Below are 21,778 nucleotides of genomic sequence, written 5' to 3' on the forward strand. Positions count from 1 at the left end.
TAATGACGTCAGAACATCTTATGCTTCATACTGATAAATATCAAATTAATATGATGTATGCTCATTGGAAGCATCATACCCACCATCAAAAAGCGATATTTGATGTGTACTTTAGAAAATTGCCATTCGGTAACGGTTTTGCTGTTGCTGCAGGACTCGAAAGAATTGTTCATTATATTCAAGGTTTGAAATTCTCTGAAGAAGAGATTACATTTCTAGCATCACAAGAGGAAAATTACGATCTTCAATTTCTCGAGGAACTTAGACAATTTAAGTTCACGGGTGATATTTACGCTGCGATTGAAGGGACATTGGTTTTCCCCAATGAGCCAATTCTTAGGGTTGAGGCATCTATTTTTGAAGCTCAAATTATTGAGACAGCAATATTGAACTTCATGAATTATCAATCTCTTATCGCTACTAAAGCAGCGAGAATTAAGCAAGTGGCTCCGAATGATATATTAATGGAATTCGGCACACGTCGAGCTCAAGAGGCTGACGCGGCAATATGGGGGGCAAGAGCGGCCTGTCTTGTTGGCTTCCACGCGACGTCGAACATGAGAGCAGCGATGCTATTTAATTTATCAGCTAAAGGAACTCATGCCCATGCTTGGGTACAAATCCATGATAATGAACAGCAGGCATTTGATCGTTATGCTGAAGCGTTACCTGATGATGTAACTTTACTCGTCGATACGTATGATACATTACGTGAAGGAGTACCACATGCCATTGAAACTGCACGGAAACTTGCCGAGAAGGGTAAACAATTGAAGGCTATCCGTCTTGATAGTGGAGATCTAGCATATCTATCTAAGCGTGCTCGTAAAATGCTGGATGAAGCGGGTTTCCCAGATGTGAAGATTGTTGCATCTAATGATCTAGATGAAAATATTATTGTGGAATTAAAGGCACAAGGTGCACAGATTGATAGTTGGGGTATTGGAACGAAGCTAATTACAGCGTCAGATAACCCATCATTAGGCGGCGTGTATAAACTTGTAGCTAAAGAGCGCAATGGACAATATGAACCAGTAATTAAAATTTCAGGTAATCCAGAGAAAATAACGACACCAGGCAAGAAGAACGTATATCGTATTGTGAATTGCGATACTGGGAAAGCAGAAGCTGATTACATTGTTATGCATGATGAAGTACTCGATTCTTCTTCAGAGCAACCATTAATGCTTTACGATCCAAAGCATTCGTATATTCGAAGAAAAGTAAGTCGATATTCAGCTCAACCATTATTATTACCAATATTCATAGAGGGGCAATGTGTATATAAGCTACCTACTGTACAAGAAATTGCCAAGTATCATCAATCACAGCTTGAATTATTTTGGCCAGAAACATTGCGTAAATTAAATCCTGAGAAGTATGCTGTGGTACTAAGTGATACAGTATGGAATATACGTAAAGAGTTATTAAGTCAGCATGATTAGTAATGAAAAAAAGGTAGTACACACATTGATGCGTACTACCTTTTTTGTTATATGATTAGAATGTAGGTAATTGATCTAAGTTGTTTGCAACGGTATCATCGGGTTGTGAACGAATATGTTGCTCATGATCTCTACCTTTGAACAGTTGTAAATTTTTAATTTCATCATTACTAACCATTTCTTGAGCTTGCATATAATCAACTACTTGACCAGAAGAAAGTTTGAATTCTACTATACTTCCCTCTGAATTACGTCTTACCGCGACAACTTCATGTTGCTCTGACATCGTTATACACTCCCTCGCTACATAGTAGACGGTTTACCTTGTTGGACAATTTCCATTAAGCCCGTCTTACCTATATAGTTCCCGATTGTGTCCCCATAATGCATTAATTTTATTTTTTGTTGTAATTCGACGGGTAAAGATAACAATTCATCTAATGATGTATGGACCACACCTGGACTCTCAAGCTGACAATCATGATAGATCGTTTGTACACCATCTTTAACTAATTGCTGCAACAATTGCGGATTGAAGGTCATGTCTGCTGTGTAGAAGAATATATCATTGAACAAGATGGAGTAACTATCTTTATTGGGAATATGCTGTGTTTGGATCAACTTGATGTGTAAATTAGGAGCTAATTCATAGGTAGTGTTCGGAACCAGAGGCACAACGTTAAAGTAATCTTCGATACTTGTGAGATCCCCCTGAATAAGCCCACCCTTGAGTGATGTTTCCCATAAAGGTTCCACTAACGACTCGGCAATATATAAAGTAGCCTTTTTTTTGTATTTGAACATCATCTGAAAAGCATACGATTCCAAACCACCAACATGATCAGAATGGATATGACTAATTAGAACACCGTCTAATTGATTAAAGCTAAAGCCTTGCTCATACAGTGCATGTGGTAGTGTAATCCCACAATCAACTAGCAGGGTGAACGATTGTTGTTGTATTAATGCATTATTATTATAATACTGCTTAGCAAAAGCATTACCAGTGCCAATCATAGTAATGATCACATAGAAACCTCCTTTAGCATGAGCGAAGACTTTTATATTTTATCGGATTATTGCACTGAACTCTGTAATATAGCTCACAAATATGATAAAAACTACTTGCTTATTATCTAAAAATAATACCAATTATTATTTCATTACTTATTTATGATGATTTGTTCAAACCATTTTCTTGAATTGTAACTAAACTGTAAATGTAATTCAACAGTTCTTTGAAGTTTTTTAGAACTATTATTGGCTAGAAAATTAACTTTATAAACAATTAATAAAACTTATGAAATGAGTAAAAACTCATAATTTTCATTCTGTAAGTCGAAAACATTAAATCTTTTTCATTTTAACGTAACTTTTTATTTGATATGGAGTCTAACTACTTAGGAATGATTTAATAATTGGGGGTTATGACAAACAATGAAACATAAGAAAATTTTCATTCTATTAATTATCGTCATGATTTGGAGTACAACAGTTGTACTTGCAAGTGCATCTAGTTCGAAAATAAAAGTAATTGTTAATGATGCAAATTTAGGTGAAATTGGTGAAATAATAGATAGCAGTACTTTTATACCACTTCGCAAAGTTGGTGAATCTTTACATGCCATAGTCGATTGGAACGCCAACACAAAGACAGCTACGATTTATTCGCCGAATGTGCATATGTTCTTATATAGTAGTAGCAATGGTGAAGAGACTACATTTGGTGAAGTGAAAAAAGGATTTAGTGGTAAGATTAAAGTGTTCGCGCAAGTTGATAACGTGAGTTTTAAGTTGAATGATACAAAATTCACGATTGTTGATCCCAATGGAAAAGAAACATTAATTCAACAAATAAAAGTGGAAAAAAATCGAGATAATTATTGGTTTGTAACAGAAGAAACCAATTATCGATTCTCATTAAGTGGAAAATATACGATTCGATGTTACATGAAGGCAGAGAATAGTGAAGATTGGACGATTACATCTGAGAAATTAATTACCTCGACCGCCAACTAAATCTGTTTGACCATGGCATAACATTCTGTTAACATGATAACGTATAAATTATATTTTCAACCGAAATGGGGTAACTACTGTGAGTGAACATCAACATGATGCAGATTGTGGCTGTGGCGAAGACCATGAGCATGAAGAACATGTGTTTATCATAGCAAATGATGAAGGCGAAGAGCGTGAAATGGTAATGGTATATACATTTGAGTCTGAGGACATGATGTATGCCGTACTACTTGATCGTCAAGATCCGGAGCAAGACGGAGTAATTTTCCGTGTTGAAGAAGAAAATGAGGAAGCTTTCTTAGTCGGAATCGAAGATGACGAAGAGTGGAATCGTGTTCAAGCAATCTATGAAGAAATCGCCAACACTGAAAACGGCGAACAATAATAGAAGCAAGTAAAGTAGAGATAAGGATGTTCTTATCTCTATTTTTTTTATGTTTACATAAGAAGAACTGCCCTCCAATTGTTAGATACCATTTGGAGGGCAGTTTTTTTGTTATTACTTATGATTACGAAATAGCTGTTTCTTCAAAAATAACTTTTACGAATTCAATGTTTCGGTCTTCTGGACCTTTAACAGGTAGACCAACTTCAACATGTTCGATAATATAATCAATATTCTTTTGAGAAATAACTTCGCCAGGCAATAAAATTGGTATTCCAGGTGGATACACATAGATAAATTCAGCAATGATACGACCTGCTGACTCTTTGAAAGGAATCGTTTCTGTTTCCCCATAGAAAGCATCACGTGGTGTCAATGACAATTGCGGAATATCAGGTATTTTCACCACAAGCTCACGAGCTTCTGCACCTTCAAAGTATGTTTCAGAAAGAGTTTTCAAGGCAATAATAAGTTTTTGTATGGATTCTGCAGTGTCACCTGGAGTAACTAGGCACAAAATATTGTACATATCACTCATTTCAATTTCTAAGTTGAAATGTTCACGTAACCAGTTTTCTGTATCGTAACCAGTTATACCAAGATGTCTAACATGAATCGTTACTTTTGTTGGGTCGAAGTCGTAAGTGGCTTCATCACCCAGAATTTCATGACCAAAGCTATACAGCCCTGGAATTTGATTGATCGCTGCACGTGCCTGTTCAGCTAATTCAATCGCCTGATTCGCAATTGCTTCACCATGTAACGCAAGATTTCTTCTTGAAGTATCAAGTGATGCTAATAAAATATATGAAGTTGATGTTGTTGTTAGCATACTAAGGATCGTTTGAATACGTTGAGGGTTCACAAGTCCTTTTTTGACATTAAGAACAGAACTTTGTGTCATAGACCCTCCAAGCTTGTGTACGCTTGTTGCTGCCATATCTGCGCCTGCTTCCATAGCAGACATTGGTAATTTCTCGTTGAAGTGAATAAGTACACCATGAGCCTCATCAACAAGGACCGGGATGTGGTAGCTATGCACAAGGTCTACAATCTCTTTCAAATTCGCACAAATACCGAAATAAGTCGGGTTAATAACTAATACGGCTTTAGCGTCAGGATGACGCTGTAATGCACGTTTTACTGAACTAGTCGTAATACCATGATCAATACCTAAGTTTTTGTCTCGAGCAGGTGAGATAAATATTGGTCTGGCACCCGCAAAAATAATAGCAGACAGTACAGATTTATGGATGTTACGTGGAATAATGATTTTATCGCCTGGTACACAAACTGATAAAATCATCGCAATAATCGCACCGCTTGTCCCTTGCACAGAGAAATAAGTATAATCTGATCCAAAAGCATCCGCTGCTAATTGTTGAGCTTCTTCAATGACGCCTGTTGGCTGATGCAAATCATCAAGTGGAGCAATATTAATTAGATCTATGGACAAGGCATTATCACCGATAAAAGTACGAAATTCTGGGTCACTTCCGATGCCTTTTTTATGTCCTGGTATGTGGAACTGGACGGGATCTTGCTCCGCATGTTTGCGAAGCGCAGTAAATAATGGAGTACGACGATGGTCCATCGTTGACATCCCTGCCTTTCATTAGATGTACAAACAAAGTTGAGTATAACAAAAACATGATGGAATGCAATACGTTTTTTATAAATTTAATATATTGCACATAATGGGGAGTCAAGATGTGACGAAATGTTCATAGTTTATGACCGATTAATTATGATACTATTGTTAGATGCGGAGGGATTAGAAAATGATGGATAAAAGAATGTTAGTGGTCATGGCAATACTGATGACTACATTTATTGGCTTCGGAATTATTATTCCAGTTATGCCTGAAATTATTTTGGATACTGCAACGAGTAACGCCGAATTACATAATGGGGCAATCCTTGCTATTTACTCGCTCGTATCGTTTCTACTTTCACCAATCTGGGGTGGCTTATCTGATCGAGTAGGAAGAAAAAAAATTATTGTCATTGGTTTGCTTGGATTTTCAATTAGTTTCTTGATGTTTGGGCTATCAGCTCATCATCTTATTTTAATGTATATCGCTCGAGCATTGGGTGGCTTATTCTCCGGTGCAGTAACATCAGTTATTGTTGCGTATGTGGCAGATATTACAACACCTGAGAATCGTACAAAAGGAATGGCATTTGTCGGTATTTCTATCGGTTTTGGATTTATGATCGGACCTGCAGTAGGTGGAATGTTAAGCGTTATTGATCTAAAAACACCATTCTTCGTAGCTGCGGCACTCGCTTTAGTTACAGCAATTTTTGCAATATTAATATTGCAGGATACTGGAAATTTAATTTCTGCTAATGAACCTAAAGTTTCGAGATGGACCGCATTTCAAGGGACATCAAAATATTTATATGTGCTAGCTTTCTTTGTAACGTTCACGTTAGCATTTCTAGAAGCAACGCTTCAATTATTCGGCATTGAACGATTTGATGTTACACCATCTCAAGTAGGTACAATGTTCTTATTCAGTGGTTTAGCAGGGGCATTGGTGCAAGGTGGAATTGTTCGACGACTTGTGAAGCCAGGAGATGAGCCGAAATTTATTGTCATAGGTTCTATTATTTCAGCAGTAGGCTTCTTTATGTTATTAGGTGCAAATACGTTCCTTTGGGCAACGATTTCAGTTACAGTGTTCGGTATTGGTAATTCCTTAACCCGACCATGTATCACTTCGTTAATTACATTGAAAACAAAAGTTAGTATTGGGGTTGCATCTGGCTTAAGTAATTCTATGGATAGTCTAGGACGTATTGCTGGTCCTATTATCGGTACATTACTATTTACGGTTTCTATTGGTTTACCATATCTAATTGCTGGATTGCTAAGTATACTAGCATTGCTACTCGTATATGGATTCAAGCTTGCAGACCAACATGAAAAGATGAACGTTTCAAAAAACTAAAATATTGTATTATAAGAGGTTGTTCGTTGCAGCAAGTTGGTTGCAGTGGACAACCTCTTTTGTTGTATATAGCTTTTTGTGTGCCAATTAGTGGTTTAACAACAATTCATTACGGGCTTCTATAACATGCAAAAAGGAACTTCATTTTTCATGAAGTTCCTTTTTTTTGGATGAGTAGTAACGATTGTGTAACTGCTCATCTGCTTGCTAACTAATTTGTTATGCTTGGTAAGCTAATTTATATAATGGAAGTAATTGCAAATAAGTTTCAGCCGCATAATCGATGAGTTTCTGCTGATCCTGCACGATATCACTATCCGGAGGCAAGTGACGTCCGATAAGTAACTCTGCTTTTCCTACATCGCGGAAACGAGTTAAGATGGAGGACCAGTCTTCCTCATCAAGATTTTGCACAGATTGAGCTTTCTTTTGCATATGATCTTGTGAAATGACATAGTCACTAGGTACTTGATCGATTACTTGTTGAAGGTTGTTCAACAATGTATTAGCTATATTTTTTTTGTTAGGAACTTCATAGATCAATGCAAACCAGATAAATAGGTGATCGTCGAACAATCCTAGTTGGAAGTGGGGATGTGCTTTGTATCCTCGCTTGTTGTTACAAATAGCTAACCAAGTATCTTTTGGTGGGTTAACTGTACGGCGAGCATGCTTAGCAATATGAAGAAACATTTCATTACTGGCATGTATACTTAATTCCGTAGTTAATTGTTCACCCATAGTTTGGAATTTGGGTCTGATTTGTTCAATAATGGCGCTCATTCGCTCATCAAGTCCTGCTATATGAAAGATATCGAAATCTTTAGCAGTAAATCCAGCTTGAATTAATTGTTGTGTCATAAGGGTACTCCTTTTCGCTTATCATCGACAATGAGAAACTTTATCATTTAATAATGATTATAACATAGAAGCTCTTTTCTGTCCTGTTTCAATTTTAAAAATGATGGTTAAACTAAGCTCAAACATAACATTATGGAAACGAACGAAAAATAGTCAATAAACCAAGTTGCCAATACATAAGATGAAGTATAAGATAATGGTAAAAGTAAATAGTCAGAAGATTTAGGCTATTGTCTTGATTAATGTATTGGAATTACTTTAGACGTTCACAATTATTAAAAGTAAGTGTTTTACAGTCATTAAGATAGGCTTCTTCAGTTACTTTTCATTAATAAGAGGCGTGTCTAATGTCCATGAAAAGGTCTAGGAGGGAATGCCGTGAACAGAAACTATGAAGTAGAATATTGTAATCTCGAACTTCGTTTCGAGCGGCGCCAAATCCAAACTCTCATTAGAGAGCTGATTCAGGAGGGGTATTCGCTATATTGGAGTGAGACGGAGGGGAAATTTCTTGTTTCTATTCGAACGGGTAGAAAACTAGTTAAGCTTCATTTCGAGAAAGTGAATCAACGCTACCGCATTGTTGGGGATTATATAATTAAGGACGAGAGATTATCAGAACTCATCGAAAAGCTTATTAACGACACACGAGGGCATGCTGTAGTTAAGCGTATCAAAGATCGACAAATTGTCATTGAGAACATTATGTTCGGTGAAATTATTCGTCTGGTGGAGGTGTCTGGTATGGAGCATCGAATCATTTATCAGAAAAAGCCTTATGTAACTTTCGAGGATATGATCCAAGCTTTTCAGAACAAGCGGGCTGAGCAACGTATTTCAGTACTACGGATGGAATTAGATTATGAACTTAGTTGCTTAAATGATGCAATCATTGAACAAGATGAGCAAAAATCTCAAGAAATCATTGATAAATTGGAGCTGTTACGTCTTGAGATGTTACAACTCGAAATGTAGAAATATAAAGAAAACGATATTTAAACGGTCTGACCTCTAAGAAAATTAGTGGCCGACCGTTTTTTTTGTTGAACAATTGGAGAATATAAGCTAAACTTTAGTCCGTTATTGATAAAATTGATGAGATTTCATCACAATTTCATCGTAAACTGTTTTCTTCTTTGCACAAAAAGAGTAGAATAAAGCTATTGTGAGAAAAATATAAAGATGAAGGATGGAATAAACCAGATGTCTAAACAACAAATTGGCGTTATCGGTATGGCTGTAATGGGTCGTAATCTAGCCCTTAATATTGAAAGCAGAGGTTTCACAGTTTCTGTGTTTAACCGTTCAAGAGAAAAAACTGACGAATTGATGGCTGAGTCTCAAGGTAAAAACCTTGTTGCAACTTACACAATCGAAGAGTTTGTTCAATCACTTGAAGTTCCTCGCAAAATTCTTATCATGGTACAAGCTGGTGCGGGTACTGATGCAACAATTAACTCTCTAATTCCTCATCTTGCTGAGGGCGACATTATTATCGACGGCGGTAATGCTTACTTCCCTGATACACAACGTCGTAGCAAAGATCTTGAAGCACAAGGTTTCCGCTTCATCGGTACTGGTGTTTCTGGCGGTGAAGAAGGAGCTCTTAAAGGACCTTCTATTATGCCTGGTGGTCAAAAATCAGCTTACGAGCTAGTTGAACCAATCCTTACTGCAATCTCTGCTAAAGTTGGCGAAGATGCTTGTTGTACTTATATCGGTCCAGACGGCGCTGGTCACTACGTGAAAATGGTGCACAATGGTATCGAGTATGGCGATATGCAATTAATTTGCGAAGCTTATGACTTATTGAAAAATGTACTTAATGTTTCTACTGAAGACCTTCATGAAATCTTCACAGAGTGGAATAAAGGCGAGCTTGATAGCTACCTAATTGAAATCACTCGTGATATTTTCTCTAAATATGATCCAGAAACTGGTAAACCAATGGTAGATGTTATTCTTGACTCTGCTGGTCAAAAAGGTACTGGTAAGTGGACTAGCCAAAGCTCTCTAGATCTTGGTGTACCATTGTCCATCATCACTGAATCTGTATTCACACGTTTCTTGTCTGCAATGAAAGAAGAACGCGTAGCTGCAAGTAAAGTACTTAGCGGCCCTGAGCGTCCTGCATTCACTGCTGATAAAGCTGAATTCATTGAATCAATCCGTAAAGCTCTTTATGCAAGTAAAATTTGCTCATACGCACAAGGTTTTGCTCAAATGCGTGCTGCTTCTGATGAATATGGCTGGGATCTTAAATACGGCGAAATCGCAATGATCTTCCGTGGTGGTTGCATTATCCGTGCTGCATTCCTACAAAACATCAAAGATGCTTACGATCGTGATCCAGAACTTCGTAACCTATTACTTGATCAATACTTCAAAAACATCGTTGAATCTTATCAATCTGCATGGCGTGAAGTTATTGCGACAGCTGTGAAATACGGTGTGCCTGTACCTGCATTCTCTAGTGCACTTGCATACTTCGACAGCTACCGTTCTGAGCGTCTTCCTGCAAACTTGCTTCAAGCTCAACGTGACTACTTCGGAGCTCACACATTCCAACGTGTGGACAAAGAAGGTTCATTCCACTTCAACTGGATGCAATCTTAATTAGTTATTTCAGTAGTCCTTGTGAAGCTTGACGTAGCCATTGGCGTAATCGTTCTGCTTCCTGGTCACTACTGTTGCGGCGCCCAATAAGCGCCATAGCTACTTCAGCATAAGCATGGAAATTTTGTAACAACTGTGGCTGCGACAGACCCGTAATAGCTGGGTCTTCGTCAGCCACTTTTTTTGTAATGTAACCAAGCATCCACACGACATCATCACGAGATAATGGATATGTGGAATCAAGAATACGTTCGATTTTTTGTTTCGTTTGATCTTGAAATGAATGTTGTTGTATATCTTTCATCAATAATCCCTCCTAAAACTTTTCATTGGCTTCTCGATATTCATCATTGAAAAATGAATAGTACATCGAAAGAGTAAGCTAAAACTTTTCATTGGTATTAAAAGTATAAACTAAAACTTTTCATGAGCATCACTTTTTTCTACCCTAACGATTGCCAAAGATGATATGATAGTGTAGATGAGCACTTGTAAAGGATGAACACTATGCAAACTAATTCATTACGTAATAAAATTATTTTAATCGGCTTCATGGGAACAGGTAAATCTGCTGTAGCCGATGGATTAGCAAGTGTACTAGAGCTACATAAACATGATGTTGATGTTGCAATTGTTAAACATGCTGGTCAACCAATCTCGGATATTTTTGCACAATCTGGCGAGGAAACATTCCGAAATATTGAGACGGAAGTGCTCCAAGAACTACTATATTCACCAGAAGCCTCTATTATTGCTACTGGTGGCGGAGCTGTCTTGAAACAAGTCAATCGAGACACAATGTTAGAGCATGGTTTAGTTATACATTTGATTGCTAGCGCTGATGTTATTATTTCTCGTGTGAAACATGATACTGGACGTCCGCTATTGCAAGGCGATGTTACAGAGCGTGTCCATCAACTAATGTCTGCTCGTGCTGGTGCTTATGACTTTGCACATTATTCGATTGATACATCAAATCTTTCCTTACCTGAAGTTGTTAGTCAAATCGTTGAACTATGGCATCAAGCCAATTTGAAATAGATAATGAAAAGGAGATATCAATCATGGATGTTATCGTTACCCCAACCCCTAATTTACAGGGTGAAATCGGAGCTTTATCTTCAAAAAATTATACAACACGTTATTTGCTAGTTGCTGCATTAGCAGAAGGTACAAGCACGATTCATTTCCCTGCACATAGTGAAGACAGCGATGCTATGCGCCGTTGTATTCGCGATCTTGGAGCAGTTCTAGAAGAAGATGAGCAGAAAATTGTTATTACTGGTTTTGGTTCTAAGCCGCAAGATATTAAAGAGCTTGACGTTGGTAATGCAGGTGCAGTACTTCGCTTTTTGATGGCAATAGCATCTTTATGTCCAGATGTAACCTTTATTAACCGTTATCCAGACTCATTAGGGAAGCGTCCACATCAAGATTTGATTGATTCTCTTACTACAATGGGTGTTGAGATTGAGCACAATGAAGGAAAGCTACCGATTCGTATCAAGGGTGGTAAGCCTCGTGGCGGACATATCCAAGTATCGGGAAATATTAGCTCTCAGTTTCTAAGTGCTTTACTATTCCTTACACCTTTACTTGAAGAAGATAGTGAAATTGAAGTACTACATGATTTGAAATCAAAAGTAGTAGTTGGTCAAACACTTGAAGTGCTTGAGCAAGCAGGTATTATCATTCATGCTGATGAAGATTACATGCGCTTCAAAGTGCCAGGTAACCAATCTTATCAAGCAAGAGAGTATACAGTTCAAGGAGATTACCCTGGATCTGCAGCAATTCTTGCCGCAGCAGCTGTAACTAACTCTAATGTTATTGTACACCGTTTAATGGAAAAAAGTAAGCAGGGAGAGCGCGCAATCATTGATGTTCTTAAGATGATGGAAGTTCCGCTTACTCATGAAAATGACATTGTTCACGTTAAAGGGAATGGCAAATTGAAAGCCATTGAATTCGATGGTGATCATGCAACTGATGCTGTTCTAGCAATGGTAGCAGCTGCTGTATTTGCAGAAGGTACATCTCGCTTCTATAATGTTGAGAACTTACGATATAAAGAATGTGATCGTATTACAGATTACTTGAATGAGCTTCGTAAAGCAGGCGCTAACGTCGAAGAACGTCAAGCTGAAATTATCGTTCATGGTTCACCAGAAGGTCTGCCAGGTGGCGTTGAAATCAATGCACATTATGACCACCGCGTTATTATGGCATTGACGATTGTAGGTTTAAGATCAAAAGCTCCGCTACGTATTAAAGATGCTCATCATGTTGCAAAATCTTACCCGAACTATTTTGATCATTTGAAGGCATTAGGTGCACAAGTAGAATGGGTAGAATCGAGCTTGTGATCTCATGGCATCTTCTTGGTGTTGACAAGCTCTACTCGCTGATGATCACGATTAAGATATATATGCTTCATAACATATATATCTTAAAAATACTCATACTATTACAAGAGGTTGGTCAACTTTCAAAATTCGCGGGAGGTGTTAAGGAATGGCATTTGAAAATCCATCGCGTGATGAGATTAAAAATTTATTGTCTCAAACTAAAGTGATTGCTGTCGTTGGTTTATCTGATAATCGCGAGCGGATTTCTTATATGGTATCTGAGGCGATGAAGAAAAAAGGGTACACGATTGTACCTGTTAATCCTAAAGCTTCCGAAATATTAGATGAGACTTGCTATCCGTCGTTGTCTGACATTCCTTTTCCGATAGACTTAGTCAACGTATTCCGTCGAAGTGAGTATACAGCTGAGATTGCGGAAGAAGCTGTCAGAGTTGGTGCTAAGGCATTATGGTTACAACTTGGAGTATTTAATCAAGAGGCTGCAGATATTGCAATAGAAGGCGGTTTAGCAGTTATTATGGATCGATGCATTAAGGTAGAGGATTCGATTTTGCTTCCTCAAGGGAAATGAACTTGATGAGCTTTTAAAAATGAGGAAAAGGTATTTCGTTCTACAGAAATGTAGTTGCGAAATACCTTTTTAGTTTTATTAGAAATTATAGATAGCGACCGCTATCAACAAATGAAACTTATTGTAATCTTATACCGTCATAAGTATCTGTAATTCTAAATACATTTGGTGATTATTAATGTGATTTTATAAAAAGGACTGATTTGCAATGACAAAAAAATTAAGGATTAAGTTAGTCGTTTCAATAATAACAATTTTATTTGTTTTTGTAGCATATTCTGGCGTAAGTATTTGGTCTTTTAGTAACAATTTTCAATTAGTTAAGTCTGATGTAGCTGTTGTACTTGGTGCTGCTGCTTGGGATAGTGAACCATCGCCTGTTTTGCGTGAACGGATTAATCACGCCATTTGGCTCTATGAGAATGGTTACGTAGATAACATTATATTTACAGGTGGCAAAGGCAGTGGTGATCAGTATGCAGAATCAGAGGTAGCGAGGGGATATGCGATTCAACGTAATGTTGATCCTGATCATATTTTCATAGAAACGAAATCAAAAATTACAGAAGAAAATCTCACTTACGCATACGAAATTGCTGTAGAGAACCATTTTACAACATTCACCATTGTAAGTGATCCATTACATATGAAAAGAGCGATGTTAATGGCGAAACAAACAGGCATGGACGCTTATTCATCCCCCACACAAAGTTCTGCATATAAGTCACTAAACAGTAAAATTCCATTTTTCTTAAGAGAGCTCTTTTTCTATGTGGGTTATATTTTTAGTCTGCCATTTAGGTGATTACAACAAATTTAATATTGATTTGAACTTTCTTTTTGTGAGGAGTATATGAAAATACTTATGGTTCGATGTTTTCTATCTGATATCGATCTGGGGAGACATTATTATACGTTTTAGCGAAGATAGAAGGAGAATTTGGATCAGTTTCAGCAACAAGTTCAATATCTTGATGTTCAAATGCTGAAACAATCATCGATGTAGTTAACTTTGTTGTATTATTTGTACAGCCAACTAGCCATAAAGTGAGAGTAAACGTTAGTATAATGAGTGAATATCTATTATTTCTCATAGCAACACAATGAGAAAACATTCAATTACCTCCCTGCACAAAGTCACATCAAATATAACAACGAAATTAACAAAAGTATTGTTGCATAATTGGTAAGTCGTGGAAGTATCAATTTTTCCCCTATAATATAACAATGCTTTTGACAAAAACGAACATAACACGTAACATCTTAATAGGTGTTTACTTACAATAAAATCATTTGATATTTCATATAATTCTAGTCGCAAAGGAGGATCGACATGGCTTTCGTTGGTAATTTACAGCAATTAGGGCGCTCGGTTATGCTCCCTATGATTATTCTACCCGCTGCAGCAATTTTTCAAAGTTTAGCACAATTACCATGGGAGTATGTAGGGCTACCTGGCATGAACGAGATTTTGATGCTAGCAAGTCAGTCTATATTTCATTTTCTACCTTATATTTTTGCTTTAGGAATCGCACTTGGATTAACAAGTAATGGCTTAAGTGCAGGGATGGCGGCTCTTGTAGGGATGTTTATCTATACTGGAATCACTACGAAGTATGCACCTGGTACTGAGCCGACTGTTTTAATAGGAACATTTATCGGAATCATTGCTGGTGTATCTTACTTAAGATTCAAAGACTTACGATTACCCGAATATATTCAATTTTTCGGCGGTCCTCGTTTTGTGCCGTTTTTCGTAAGTTGTTTCACATTGTTATTTTCTATTGCTATGGTTAATTTATCACAACAGTTAGAATGGCTATTAGTCCAACTAGGTGAGGTTATTTCACTCGCTGGTGGTTTTGGTGTTTTCTTATATGGATTTATTCATCGCATATTAGTTATTTTTGGATTACATCATCTAGTCAGTCACATCTTCTGGTTCCAAGTTGGTGGTTATGAGACGGATGCTGGGTATATGGTCTATGGAGATTTGCCTAGATACTTTGCAGGGGATCCAACTGCTGGAGTGTTTATGGCAGGATTGTATCCGACGATGATGTTCGCTTTACCAGCGATTGCTTTAGCGATCATACATGAAGCTCGTGAAGATTTGAAACCAAAAATTCGTCGCACCTTTACGTTAGCAGCGCTTGCTTCATTTCTAACAGGTGTCACTGAACCAATAGAATTCGCATTTCTGTTTGTTGCGCCTTATTTGTATGTGGTGCATGCGTTACTGTCAGGGCTTATTATGTGGATTACTTATGAACTTGGTATTTTGCATGGTTTCTCATTCTCAGCAGGCGCGATTGATTACGTTATAAATATGCATCTATCCACTAAAGGCTGGTTAATTATCCCAATAGGTATAGTGACTGGGATTATATACTATTTTCTCTTCCGCTGGGCGATTACACGCTTTCAGATTCCAACTCCTGGACGAGAAGAAGGCTCGCAACTTGATGAGTGGGTTGGTGATATTCCTTACCGTGCTCCGCTTATATTACAAGCGATTGGTGGTAAGCAGAACATAATACAGATGGAGTCATGTATAACTCGTCTCCGTTTGAAAGTTACGAATGAGAAGGATATGGACATTAATGCACTTCGTAACCTTGGTGCTGCGGGTGTTATTCGCCTCGGGGGTGGACATGTTCAAGTTGTCTTTGGTACATACTCGGAGCTTATTCGAGAGGAAATGATCAAGACGATTCATCGCGATCAACAACAGATATCTTTCCATTCTCCAATGCAAGGAAAGATGATCCCTTTATCAGAAGTTCCTGATCCGATTTTCTCGGCGCTACTTGTTGGTAATGGTGTAGCATTTATACCTGATCGAGGAGAGTTGGTATCTCCGGTGAAAGGTAAAGTTATTCACATCTATCCGACGATGCATGCGATAGGTATTTTGACAGACGATGGTCTCGAAGTACTTATGCATATTGGTATTGATACTTCGAAGTTAGTCGGAAAAGATTACTTTACAGCTGTCGTTAAAGAAGGCGACGAAGTATTGCCAGGTCAATTACTTATTCGCTTTAATATACAAAAAGTTAAGAAGGATAGTAAGTCACTTGCTTCTCCAATGGTCATTACCAATTCAGATCGCGTCAAATCTTGGCGGTATGCTCCTTTCAAGGGAGTCAAAAAAGGTCAGTCATCAGTAATGTCAGTTGTGCTTCATGAGAGCAAGGATGAGGGGGATATACAATGACTCAAGGAATAGGCGCATCATCAGGTATTGCCATAGGGAAAGCCTTTGTCCTTCCCAACTGGGAATTTGAAGTTCCAGAACAACGAATTGATGTAGCAGATTTTGCTCGCGAATTTGAGAGAGTATATGAAGGAATTCGCACTTCAAAAGATGAAATTAATCAAATTAAAGATGAGCTTAAGGAAACGGTTGGCGAAGAAGAAACCCAAATTTTTGATGCTCATCTTGCTATATTAGATGATCCAGTGTTCATGAATGAAATCCAAGGCATTATTCAAAGGCAATATAAGGCTGCAGAGGTAGCAGTCAAAGAAGCAATTGATCATTTTGTAACGATGTTTGACTTACTAGAAGATGATTATATGCGTGAGAGAGCGCTTGATATTAAAGATGTAGGCAATCGACTGTTGAAGCATTTATTAGGTGTTCCTGAGATTCAATTACCTAGTGATACTCAGCCATTTATTCTTATTGCTAAAGAGATATCTCCATCTCAATTGGCACATCTTAATCCTGAAAACGTGCTTGGCATTGTAACATTATCTGGTAGCACTACATCTCATTCGGCAATAATGGCTCGAGCATTAGGTATACCGCTTGTCGTTGGAATGGAAGGAAAGATCACGGAGTCATTTGTTACCGGTCAAACGATTCTTATTGATGGAGGTGATGGAACAGTATATCTTGATCCTGCTGAACATCTAATCAACCAATATAGAGATTTACAACATAAATTGTTCGTTGCAAAAGAACAATTACATCATCTAGCTGACCATGAGGCTGTAACTATTGATGGTCAATGCATCAAACTTGAAGCAAATATTAGTTCGGTGAAAGAATTAGAGATTGCTATGAAAGGTGGAGCACAAGGCGTAGGTTTATTCCGCACCGAGTTTCTCTACATGGATCGTCAAGATTTCCCAACAGAGGAAGAGCAATATCAAGTGTATCGTAAAGTAGTAGAAAAGCTACATGGTGGTTCTGTAGTTATTCGTACTTTAGACATTGGTGGAGACAAGCATCTTGATTATTATGAAATTGAAGAAGAAGAGAATCCATTTATGGGTTATCGAGCAATTAGAATCTCACTTGATCAGAAGCAACTTTTCAAAACACAGTTAAGAGCAATTTTACGTGCGAGTGCTTATGGAACAATTAAGGTGATGTATCCGTTTATCACTTCTGTTAATGAGGTTAGAGCAGCAAATACTATACTACAAGAGGCGAAAAATGAACTGACGGCTGAGGGGATTGGATTCGCTGATGAAATAGCGGTAGGCATTATGATTGAAGTCCCTGCTGCAGTTATGATTGCAGATCACTTAGCGAGAGAAGTAGATTTCTTCAGCATTGGCACGAATGATCTCGTACAGTTTACACTGGCAGTCGATCGTATGAATGAGAAAATTTCAACTATGTATGATCCTTACCATCCAGCAATTATTCAAATGCTATCAATCGCAGTAGATGCAGCAAAACGTCATGAAATACCGATCAGTGTTTGTGGAGAACTTGCTGGAGATATTCGAGCATTACCGATTTGGTTAAGTCTCGGAGTAGATGCATTAAGTATGTCTGCACATTCAATCTTACCTTTGAAAGAGCGTTTAATTCATTCTTCTAAATTAGAATGTAAGCAAGTTTTCAATGAAGTAATTCATAGTAGTACAAGTGAAGAGATTAAGCATGTTCTTACTGAATATATGATTACATTTGAAGAAACAGCGAATGGTTAAACCATTCGCTGTTCTAATGCTTGGACAAATGCATGAGCATATGGGGGAAGATCAGGCGGTCTACGTGCAGAGATAAGATTACCGTCAACAACAACAGCTTCATCGAACCATGTTGCACCGGCGTTTTCCATATCATCACGAATACCTGGAGTGGAAGTTACTTTACGATCTTGTAATATTTTTGCTGAGATAAGTACCCAACCAGCGTGACAGATCTGACCAATCGGCTTATTCTGCTCGTTCAATTCTTGAACAAGTTGAAGTACCTTTGGATAACGACGTAGCTGATCCGGAGCCCACCCACCTGGTACAAGAAGACCGCTTATTTCATCACTGTTCACCTCATCAAAAGATAGATCAGCGATGGCAGGCACTCCGTATTTACCAATATGTTTTTTTCCTTTTTCAGGTCCAGCAAAAAGTACCGTTGCACCTGCTTCACGGGTGCGGTATACAGGATACCATAATTCCAAATCTTCAAATTCATCATGCAACAAGCAAATTACCGTTTGATTATGTAATGACATTTAAATGATCTCCCAACTTTTTATAGAATATCTTGATAGAACTCTTAGCTGATAAAAAGTACATCGAAAGTGTTACTAAGCGATATATGTATTCATTGTAACGAAGCTTACTCATTTGAGCAAATATGAGAGAAAGATTATAGATTATGCTTACGAAGCAACTTTATATTTGCGAGAAGCTGATTTAAGAGGTTAAATAAAAGTTTTGAGAGGTGTAATGGTAATGAAGTGGCTACGTTGGTTACCGTCTATTCTATGGATGGCATTAATATTTTATCTATCTTCGCGGACAGGCGATGAGATTAATACGATTTTACCGTTCTTCCAAAAATATTTACCTTTTATACAAGATTTTAATTGGGGGCACTTTGTCAGTTATTTCGTGCTCGCTATGACTTTTGATTTCGCATTTAATCAAAAATCATTCCAATGGCGGTATAAACTCATTATTGTGTTACTATGTACACTATACGGCGCGACAGATGAAATTCATCAATTTTACGTTGGTGGAAGAATGATGGATTGGTATGATCTTCGAAATGACTGTATTGGTGCTACTCTTTGGGTGTTGCTCATTAAAATCCCGTATTTTCAACAGGCATGGAAAAAATTAAGTTAAAGTACATAGCAGGAATATGAGAAAAAAATGTCGAATCACTTACATAGATACATGGAGGCTTGAAGAAGGCTGAAGTGAGTACTTGTAAGGAGTGATCCTCATGCAAAAGTTATGTCTTTGTGGGGAAAATATGTCTCTAAAACTTCGAACGGTTATTCTTTCTGGAAAAGTAGAGATTGATAATGTTCCTATATATACTTGTCAAACATGCAGTAGAAGTGAAGTAATTCCTGAGGTTAAAGATGATCTTAAAGGATTCATTCAAGAATTAGGTGAACAACCTAAAAAAATGAACTTTCTGTTTAACGAGCGCAATGAATGGGCAAATTTATTAGTAGAATATAAACTTACAAAAAAGACTGCTCAAACTGCAAAGGATCAATTTGATCAGATGATGAAGCGTCGAACTAATGAACTTCTGGATCTATACTTATTAGCACAAAGTTTGCATGACCATGACTGGCTAGAATCTATAGTGAAAAGATTGACTCAGCTCGGAGCTCAAATCAAGTCTTCGTAGAGCAAAATAGTACATCTTGTAATTAATAGCTGATATTGTTACCAAATACGTAATAAAAGATCAAAACATTGCGAAATTTGCATTTTTACAGTATTATAATTCCAATATGTGTCGAACGTTTCAATTAATTTATAGCAAATGGAGAGAGTGCTCGTGACCGTAACAATATATGATGTAGCAAGAGAAGCAGGAGTTTCAATGGCAACAGTTTCTAGGGTTGTAAATAATAACCCTAATGTTAAGCCTGCCACTCGTAAAAAGGTGTTTGAAGCTATTGAACGTTTAGGTTACCGACCTAATGCAGTTGCACGTGGACTAGCTAGTAAAAAGACTACAACCGTAGGTGTCGTTATTCCTGATATATCAAATGCTATTTTTGCTGAAGTAGCACGTGGAATTGAAGATATTGCCAATATGTATCATTACAATATTATTTTGTGTAATGCCGATAAGAAGAAAGATAAAGAAATTCGCGTAATTAATACATTGTTAGAAAAACAAGTTGACGGTCTATTATTTATGGGCGGTGCAGTAACAGAGGAGCATCAACAAGCATTCAAAACAGCAAATGTTCCAATTGTTCTTTGTGCTACATCAGATGAGTCTGGAGAGATTCCATCTGTTGATATTGATCATGAGACGGCAGCTTACGATGCGGTTCAATCATTAATTAAGCAAGGACATCGTCGTATTGCTATGATTAGTGGTACGCTAGAAGATCCTTCTAATGGTTATGCTCGTTTTAACGGATATAAAAAAGCTTTAGCTGATGCTGGAATCGTGTACGAAGATACTTTAGTTCGTATTGGTAACTATCGATATGAATCAGGATCAGATGCAATGCGTTATTTCTTAGAGCTTGCTAATCGCCCATCTGCGGTATTCTCTGCAACAGATGAAATGGCAATTGGTGCTATTCATGCGATTCAAGATAAAGGATTACAAGTACCTGCTGATATCTCTGTTATTAGTGTTGATAATTCACGCATGGCTTCTATGGTAAGACCACTTCTTACGACAGTAGCTCAACCGATGTATGATATCGGTGCGGTTTCTATGCGTTTATTAACTAAGCTAATGAAGAAAGAACATGTCGAACAAGCACAAGTTATTTTGCCCCATGAGCTAATTGTTCGTCAATCAGTAGGAGGCAACTAGAGTAATGTTATACAACAAGATTGGCATCATTGGAGCAATGGTTGAAGAAATTGAATTGCTTCATCAAAATGTGAAAAACGTTCAGCAGTCTACGATTGCTGGAGTTACTTATTATGAAGGTACATTGCATGGACAAGCTCTAATCTATTGCAAATCAGGCGTTGGTAAAGTTAACGCTGCTATCTGTACACAAGTTTTATTATCTATGGATGTAGATTGTGTATGGTTCACAGGTGTTGCTGGTGCGCTTGATCCTAGATTAAATGTTGGAGATATTGTTATTTCTAGCAGTGCCTTGCAACATGATATGGACGTTACACCTCTTGGCTATGCTAAAGGTGTAATTCCTTTCCAAGAAGTATCTGATTTCGTAGCAGACGAGGAACTAGTGAAGCTTGCAGTTAAAGCTAGTGATGCTTTGTTCCAAAATCGTACTGTTGTTGGTAGGGTTGTTTCTGGCGATCAGTTTATCGCGAGTGTTGATAAAGTAAAAGAATTACATGAAATATTCGGTGGAGTATGCGCTGAGATGGAAGGTTCATCTGTAGCTCAAGTTTGTTATGCCAATAGTACTCCATTCATTATCATTCGTTCTATGTCAGATAAAGCAGATGGATCTGCTGATGTTTCTTACACAGACTTCGTAGTAGAAGCTGCGAACAATTCATATGCAATTATCGATTATATGGTTTCACATTTACAGTCTTAATCTTAATTAGTATGTTAAAAGCGCTCAAGAGCCGAACCAGGTTCTTGAGCGCTTTTTATTATG

The 21,778-nt window shown here is 37.6% G+C and carries 23 protein-coding genes; 16 read left to right on the forward strand and 7 right to left on the reverse strand.

What is annotated here, in order from left to right; translation table 11 throughout:
• Nucleotides 1–2 precede the first annotated feature (2 nt).
• On the forward strand, nt 3–1,445 hold the full coding sequence (locus NV377_RS01830) for a nicotinate phosphoribosyltransferase (protein ID WP_258199467.1): 1,443 nt from the start codon (nt 3–5) through the stop codon (nt 1,443–1,445).
• Nucleotides 1,446–1,500: 55 nt separating this feature from the next.
• On the opposite strand, the gene NV377_RS01835 is transcribed toward NV377_RS01830, so the two are convergent.
• Together NV377_RS01835 and NV377_RS01840 are read right to left on the reverse strand one after the other, a co-directional pair.
• On the reverse strand, nt 1,501–1,731 hold the full coding sequence (locus tag NV377_RS01835; RefSeq protein WP_258199468.1) for a DUF3892 domain-containing protein: 231 nt from the start codon (nt 1,729–1,731) through the stop codon (nt 1,501–1,503).
• Between the two features lie 17 nt (nt 1,732–1,748).
• Nucleotides 1,749–2,462 carry an MBL fold metallo-hydrolase gene (locus tag NV377_RS01840; protein ID WP_258200336.1) on the reverse strand — a complete coding sequence of 238 codons (714 nt, stop codon included), beginning with the start codon at nt 2,460–2,462 and terminating at the stop codon, nt 1,749–1,751.
• A gap of 420 nt (nt 2,463–2,882) precedes the next feature.
• Here NV377_RS01840 and NV377_RS01845 point away from each other — a divergent pair, with 420 nt between their 5' ends.
• Together NV377_RS01845 and NV377_RS01850 are read left to right on the forward strand one after the other, a co-directional pair.
• A complete protein-coding gene (locus NV377_RS01845; RefSeq protein ID WP_258199469.1) occupies nt 2,883–3,464 on the forward strand; it encodes a stalk domain-containing protein in 582 nt (193 codons plus the stop codon).
• Between the two features lie 79 nt (nt 3,465–3,543).
• The gene (locus NV377_RS01850; protein WP_258199470.1) at nt 3,544–3,852 is read left to right on the forward strand and encodes a DUF1292 domain-containing protein; all 309 of its coding nucleotides are present in this window, start codon (nt 3,544–3,546) and stop codon (nt 3,850–3,852) included.
• Between the two features lie 124 nt (nt 3,853–3,976).
• Here NV377_RS01850 and NV377_RS01855 read toward each other — a convergent pair whose 3' ends face one another.
• Nucleotides 3,977–5,446 carry an aminotransferase class I/II-fold pyridoxal phosphate-dependent enzyme gene (locus NV377_RS01855; protein ID WP_258199471.1) on the reverse strand — a complete coding sequence of 490 codons (1,470 nt, stop codon included), beginning with the start codon at nt 5,444–5,446 and terminating at the stop codon, nt 3,977–3,979.
• A gap of 187 nt (nt 5,447–5,633) precedes the next feature.
• On the opposite strand from NV377_RS01855, the gene NV377_RS01860 reads away from it, so the two are divergent.
• On the forward strand, nt 5,634–6,809 hold the full coding sequence (locus tag NV377_RS01860; protein WP_308860048.1) for an MFS transporter: 1,176 nt from the start codon (nt 5,634–5,636) through the stop codon (nt 6,807–6,809).
• Between the two features lie 219 nt (nt 6,810–7,028).
• On the opposite strand, the gene NV377_RS01865 is transcribed toward NV377_RS01860, so the two are convergent.
• Entirely contained in the window at nt 7,029–7,670 is a 642-nt protein-coding gene (locus tag NV377_RS01865; protein WP_258199472.1) for a YktB family protein, read from the reverse strand.
• Nucleotides 7,671–8,048: 378 nt separating this feature from the next.
• Between NV377_RS01865 and NV377_RS01870 the strand changes: the two genes are divergently transcribed.
• The gene (locus NV377_RS01870; RefSeq protein ID WP_258199473.1) at nt 8,049–8,645 is read left to right on the forward strand and encodes a YkzI domain-containing protein; all 597 of its coding nucleotides are present in this window, start codon (nt 8,049–8,051) and stop codon (nt 8,643–8,645) included.
• A gap of 228 nt (nt 8,646–8,873) precedes the next feature.
• Nucleotides 8,874–10,286, forward strand: coding sequence for an NADP-dependent phosphogluconate dehydrogenase (gene gnd / locus NV377_RS01875; RefSeq protein WP_258199474.1), 1,413 nt, complete (start codon nt 8,874–8,876; stop codon nt 10,284–10,286).
• 4 nt (nt 10,287–10,290) lie between these two features.
• On the opposite strand, the gene NV377_RS01880 is transcribed toward gnd, so the two are convergent.
• Nucleotides 10,291–10,590: a hypothetical protein gene (locus NV377_RS01880; RefSeq protein WP_258199475.1), complete on the reverse strand. Its 300-nt coding sequence runs from the start codon at nt 10,588–10,590 to the stop codon at nt 10,291–10,293.
• Nucleotides 10,591–10,793: 203 nt separating this feature from the next.
• On the opposite strand from NV377_RS01880, the gene NV377_RS01885 reads away from it, so the two are divergent.
• From NV377_RS01885 to NV377_RS01900, 4 genes are all read left to right on the forward strand, one after another.
• The gene (locus NV377_RS01885) at nt 10,794–11,327 is read left to right on the forward strand and encodes a shikimate kinase (protein WP_258199476.1); all 534 of its coding nucleotides are present in this window, start codon (nt 10,794–10,796) and stop codon (nt 11,325–11,327) included.
• A 23-nt stretch (nt 11,328–11,350) separates the two neighbouring features.
• Nucleotides 11,351–12,652: a 3-phosphoshikimate 1-carboxyvinyltransferase gene (aroA, locus tag NV377_RS01890; RefSeq protein WP_258199477.1), complete on the forward strand. Its 1,302-nt coding sequence runs from the start codon at nt 11,351–11,353 to the stop codon at nt 12,650–12,652.
• 148 nt (nt 12,653–12,800) lie between these two features.
• Nucleotides 12,801–13,226 carry a CoA-binding protein gene (locus NV377_RS01895; protein ID WP_258199478.1) on the forward strand — a complete coding sequence of 142 codons (426 nt, stop codon included), beginning with the start codon at nt 12,801–12,803 and terminating at the stop codon, nt 13,224–13,226.
• 208 nt (nt 13,227–13,434) lie between these two features.
• Nucleotides 13,435–14,031 carry a YdcF family protein gene (locus NV377_RS01900; protein WP_258199479.1) on the forward strand — a complete coding sequence of 199 codons (597 nt, stop codon included), beginning with the start codon at nt 13,435–13,437 and terminating at the stop codon, nt 14,029–14,031.
• Nucleotides 14,032–14,089: 58 nt separating this feature from the next.
• Here NV377_RS01900 and NV377_RS01905 read toward each other — a convergent pair whose 3' ends face one another.
• Nucleotides 14,090–14,341 (reverse strand): hypothetical protein, encoded by a 252-nt coding sequence (locus NV377_RS01905; RefSeq protein WP_258199480.1) that lies wholly within the window; start codon nt 14,339–14,341, stop codon nt 14,090–14,092.
• 218 nt (nt 14,342–14,559) lie between these two features.
• Between NV377_RS01905 and NV377_RS01910 the strand changes: the two genes are divergently transcribed.
• Both NV377_RS01910 and ptsP read left to right on the forward strand, forming a co-directional pair.
• Nucleotides 14,560–16,446: a glucose PTS transporter subunit IIA gene (locus tag NV377_RS01910; RefSeq protein ID WP_258199481.1), complete on the forward strand. Its 1,887-nt coding sequence runs from the start codon at nt 14,560–14,562 to the stop codon at nt 16,444–16,446.
• On the forward strand, nt 16,443–18,182 hold the full coding sequence (gene ptsP / locus NV377_RS01915) for a phosphoenolpyruvate--protein phosphotransferase (RefSeq protein ID WP_258199482.1): 1,740 nt from the start codon (nt 16,443–16,445) through the stop codon (nt 18,180–18,182). Before NV377_RS01910 ends, ptsP begins: the two co-directional genes overlap by 4 nt.
• Here ptsP and NV377_RS01920 read toward each other — a convergent pair.
• The gene (locus NV377_RS01920; protein WP_258199483.1) at nt 18,179–18,709 is read right to left on the reverse strand and encodes a type 1 glutamine amidotransferase domain-containing protein; all 531 of its coding nucleotides are present in this window, start codon (nt 18,707–18,709) and stop codon (nt 18,179–18,181) included. The two genes, ptsP and NV377_RS01920, sit on opposite strands and share 4 nt — an antisense overlap.
• Nucleotides 18,710–18,932: 223 nt before the next feature.
• Here NV377_RS01920 and NV377_RS01925 point away from each other — a divergent pair, with 223 nt between their 5' ends.
• The 4 genes from NV377_RS01925 to NV377_RS01940 all read left to right on the forward strand — a co-directional run bounded on the left by NV377_RS01925 (nt 18,933) and on the right by NV377_RS01940 (nt 21,715).
• Nucleotides 18,933–19,328, forward strand: a complete 396-nt coding sequence (locus tag NV377_RS01925) for a VanZ family protein (RefSeq protein ID WP_258199484.1) — start codon at nt 18,933–18,935, stop codon at nt 19,326–19,328.
• 100 nt (nt 19,329–19,428) lie between these two features.
• Nucleotides 19,429–19,848, forward strand: a complete 420-nt coding sequence (locus NV377_RS01930) for a hypothetical protein (protein WP_258199485.1) — start codon at nt 19,429–19,431, stop codon at nt 19,846–19,848.
• Nucleotides 19,849–20,001: 153 nt separating this feature from the next.
• Complete coding sequence (ccpA, locus tag NV377_RS01935) at nt 20,002–21,006, forward strand: catabolite control protein A (protein ID WP_258199486.1); 1,005 nt, start codon at nt 20,002–20,004, stop codon at nt 21,004–21,006.
• A 4-nt stretch (nt 21,007–21,010) separates the two neighbouring features.
• On the forward strand, nt 21,011–21,715 hold the full coding sequence (locus NV377_RS01940) for a 5'-methylthioadenosine/adenosylhomocysteine nucleosidase (protein ID WP_258199487.1): 705 nt from the start codon (nt 21,011–21,013) through the stop codon (nt 21,713–21,715).
• Nucleotides 21,716–21,778: the final 63 nt, after the last annotated feature.

It is taken from the genome of Paenibacillus endoradicis, assembly GCF_024721975.1.

Bases quoted from the DNA above. Each gene is read 5' to 3' on its own strand.
- NV377_RS01830 (WP_258199467.1), top strand. From the start codon at position 3: ATGACGTCAGAACATCTTATGCTTCATACTGATAAATATCAAATTAAT.
- NV377_RS01835 (WP_258199468.1), bottom strand. From the start codon at position 1,731: ATGTCAGAGCAACATGAAGTTGTCGCGGTAAGACGTAATTCAGAGGGA.
- NV377_RS01840 (WP_258200336.1), bottom strand. From the start codon at position 2,462: ATGATTGGCACTGGTAATGCTTTTGCTAAGCAGTATTATAATAATAAT.
- NV377_RS01845 (WP_258199469.1), top strand. From the start codon at position 2,883: ATGAAACATAAGAAAATTTTCATTCTATTAATTATCGTCATGATTTGG.
- NV377_RS01855 (WP_258199471.1), bottom strand. From the start codon at position 5,446: ATGGACCATCGTCGTACTCCATTATTTACTGCGCTTCGCAAACATGCG.
- NV377_RS01860 (WP_308860048.1), top strand. From the start codon at position 5,634: ATGATGGATAAAAGAATGTTAGTGGTCATGGCAATACTGATGACTACA.
- NV377_RS01865 (WP_258199472.1), bottom strand. From the start codon at position 7,670: ATGACACAACAATTAATTCAAGCTGGATTTACTGCTAAAGATTTCGAT.
- gnd (WP_258199474.1), top strand. From the start codon at position 8,874: ATGTCTAAACAACAAATTGGCGTTATCGGTATGGCTGTAATGGGTCGT.
- NV377_RS01880 (WP_258199475.1), bottom strand. From the start codon at position 10,590: ATGAAAGATATACAACAACATTCATTTCAAGATCAAACGAAACAAAAA.
- NV377_RS01885 (WP_258199476.1), top strand. From the start codon at position 10,794: ATGCAAACTAATTCATTACGTAATAAAATTATTTTAATCGGCTTCATG.
- aroA (WP_258199477.1), top strand. From the start codon at position 11,351: ATGGATGTTATCGTTACCCCAACCCCTAATTTACAGGGTGAAATCGGA.
- NV377_RS01895 (WP_258199478.1), top strand. From the start codon at position 12,801: ATGGCATTTGAAAATCCATCGCGTGATGAGATTAAAAATTTATTGTCT.
- NV377_RS01900 (WP_258199479.1), top strand. From the start codon at position 13,435: ATGACAAAAAAATTAAGGATTAAGTTAGTCGTTTCAATAATAACAATT.
- NV377_RS01905 (WP_258199480.1), bottom strand. From the start codon at position 14,341: ATGTTTTCTCATTGTGTTGCTATGAGAAATAATAGATATTCACTCATT.
- NV377_RS01910 (WP_258199481.1), top strand. From the start codon at position 14,560: ATGGCTTTCGTTGGTAATTTACAGCAATTAGGGCGCTCGGTTATGCTC.
- ptsP (WP_258199482.1), top strand. From the start codon at position 16,443: ATGACTCAAGGAATAGGCGCATCATCAGGTATTGCCATAGGGAAAGCC.
- NV377_RS01920 (WP_258199483.1), bottom strand. From the start codon at position 18,709: ATGTCATTACATAATCAAACGGTAATTTGCTTGTTGCATGATGAATTT.
- NV377_RS01925 (WP_258199484.1), top strand. From the start codon at position 18,933: ATGAAGTGGCTACGTTGGTTACCGTCTATTCTATGGATGGCATTAATA.
- NV377_RS01930 (WP_258199485.1), top strand. From the start codon at position 19,429: ATGCAAAAGTTATGTCTTTGTGGGGAAAATATGTCTCTAAAACTTCGA.
- NV377_RS01940 (WP_258199487.1), top strand. From the start codon at position 21,011: ATGTTATACAACAAGATTGGCATCATTGGAGCAATGGTTGAAGAAATT.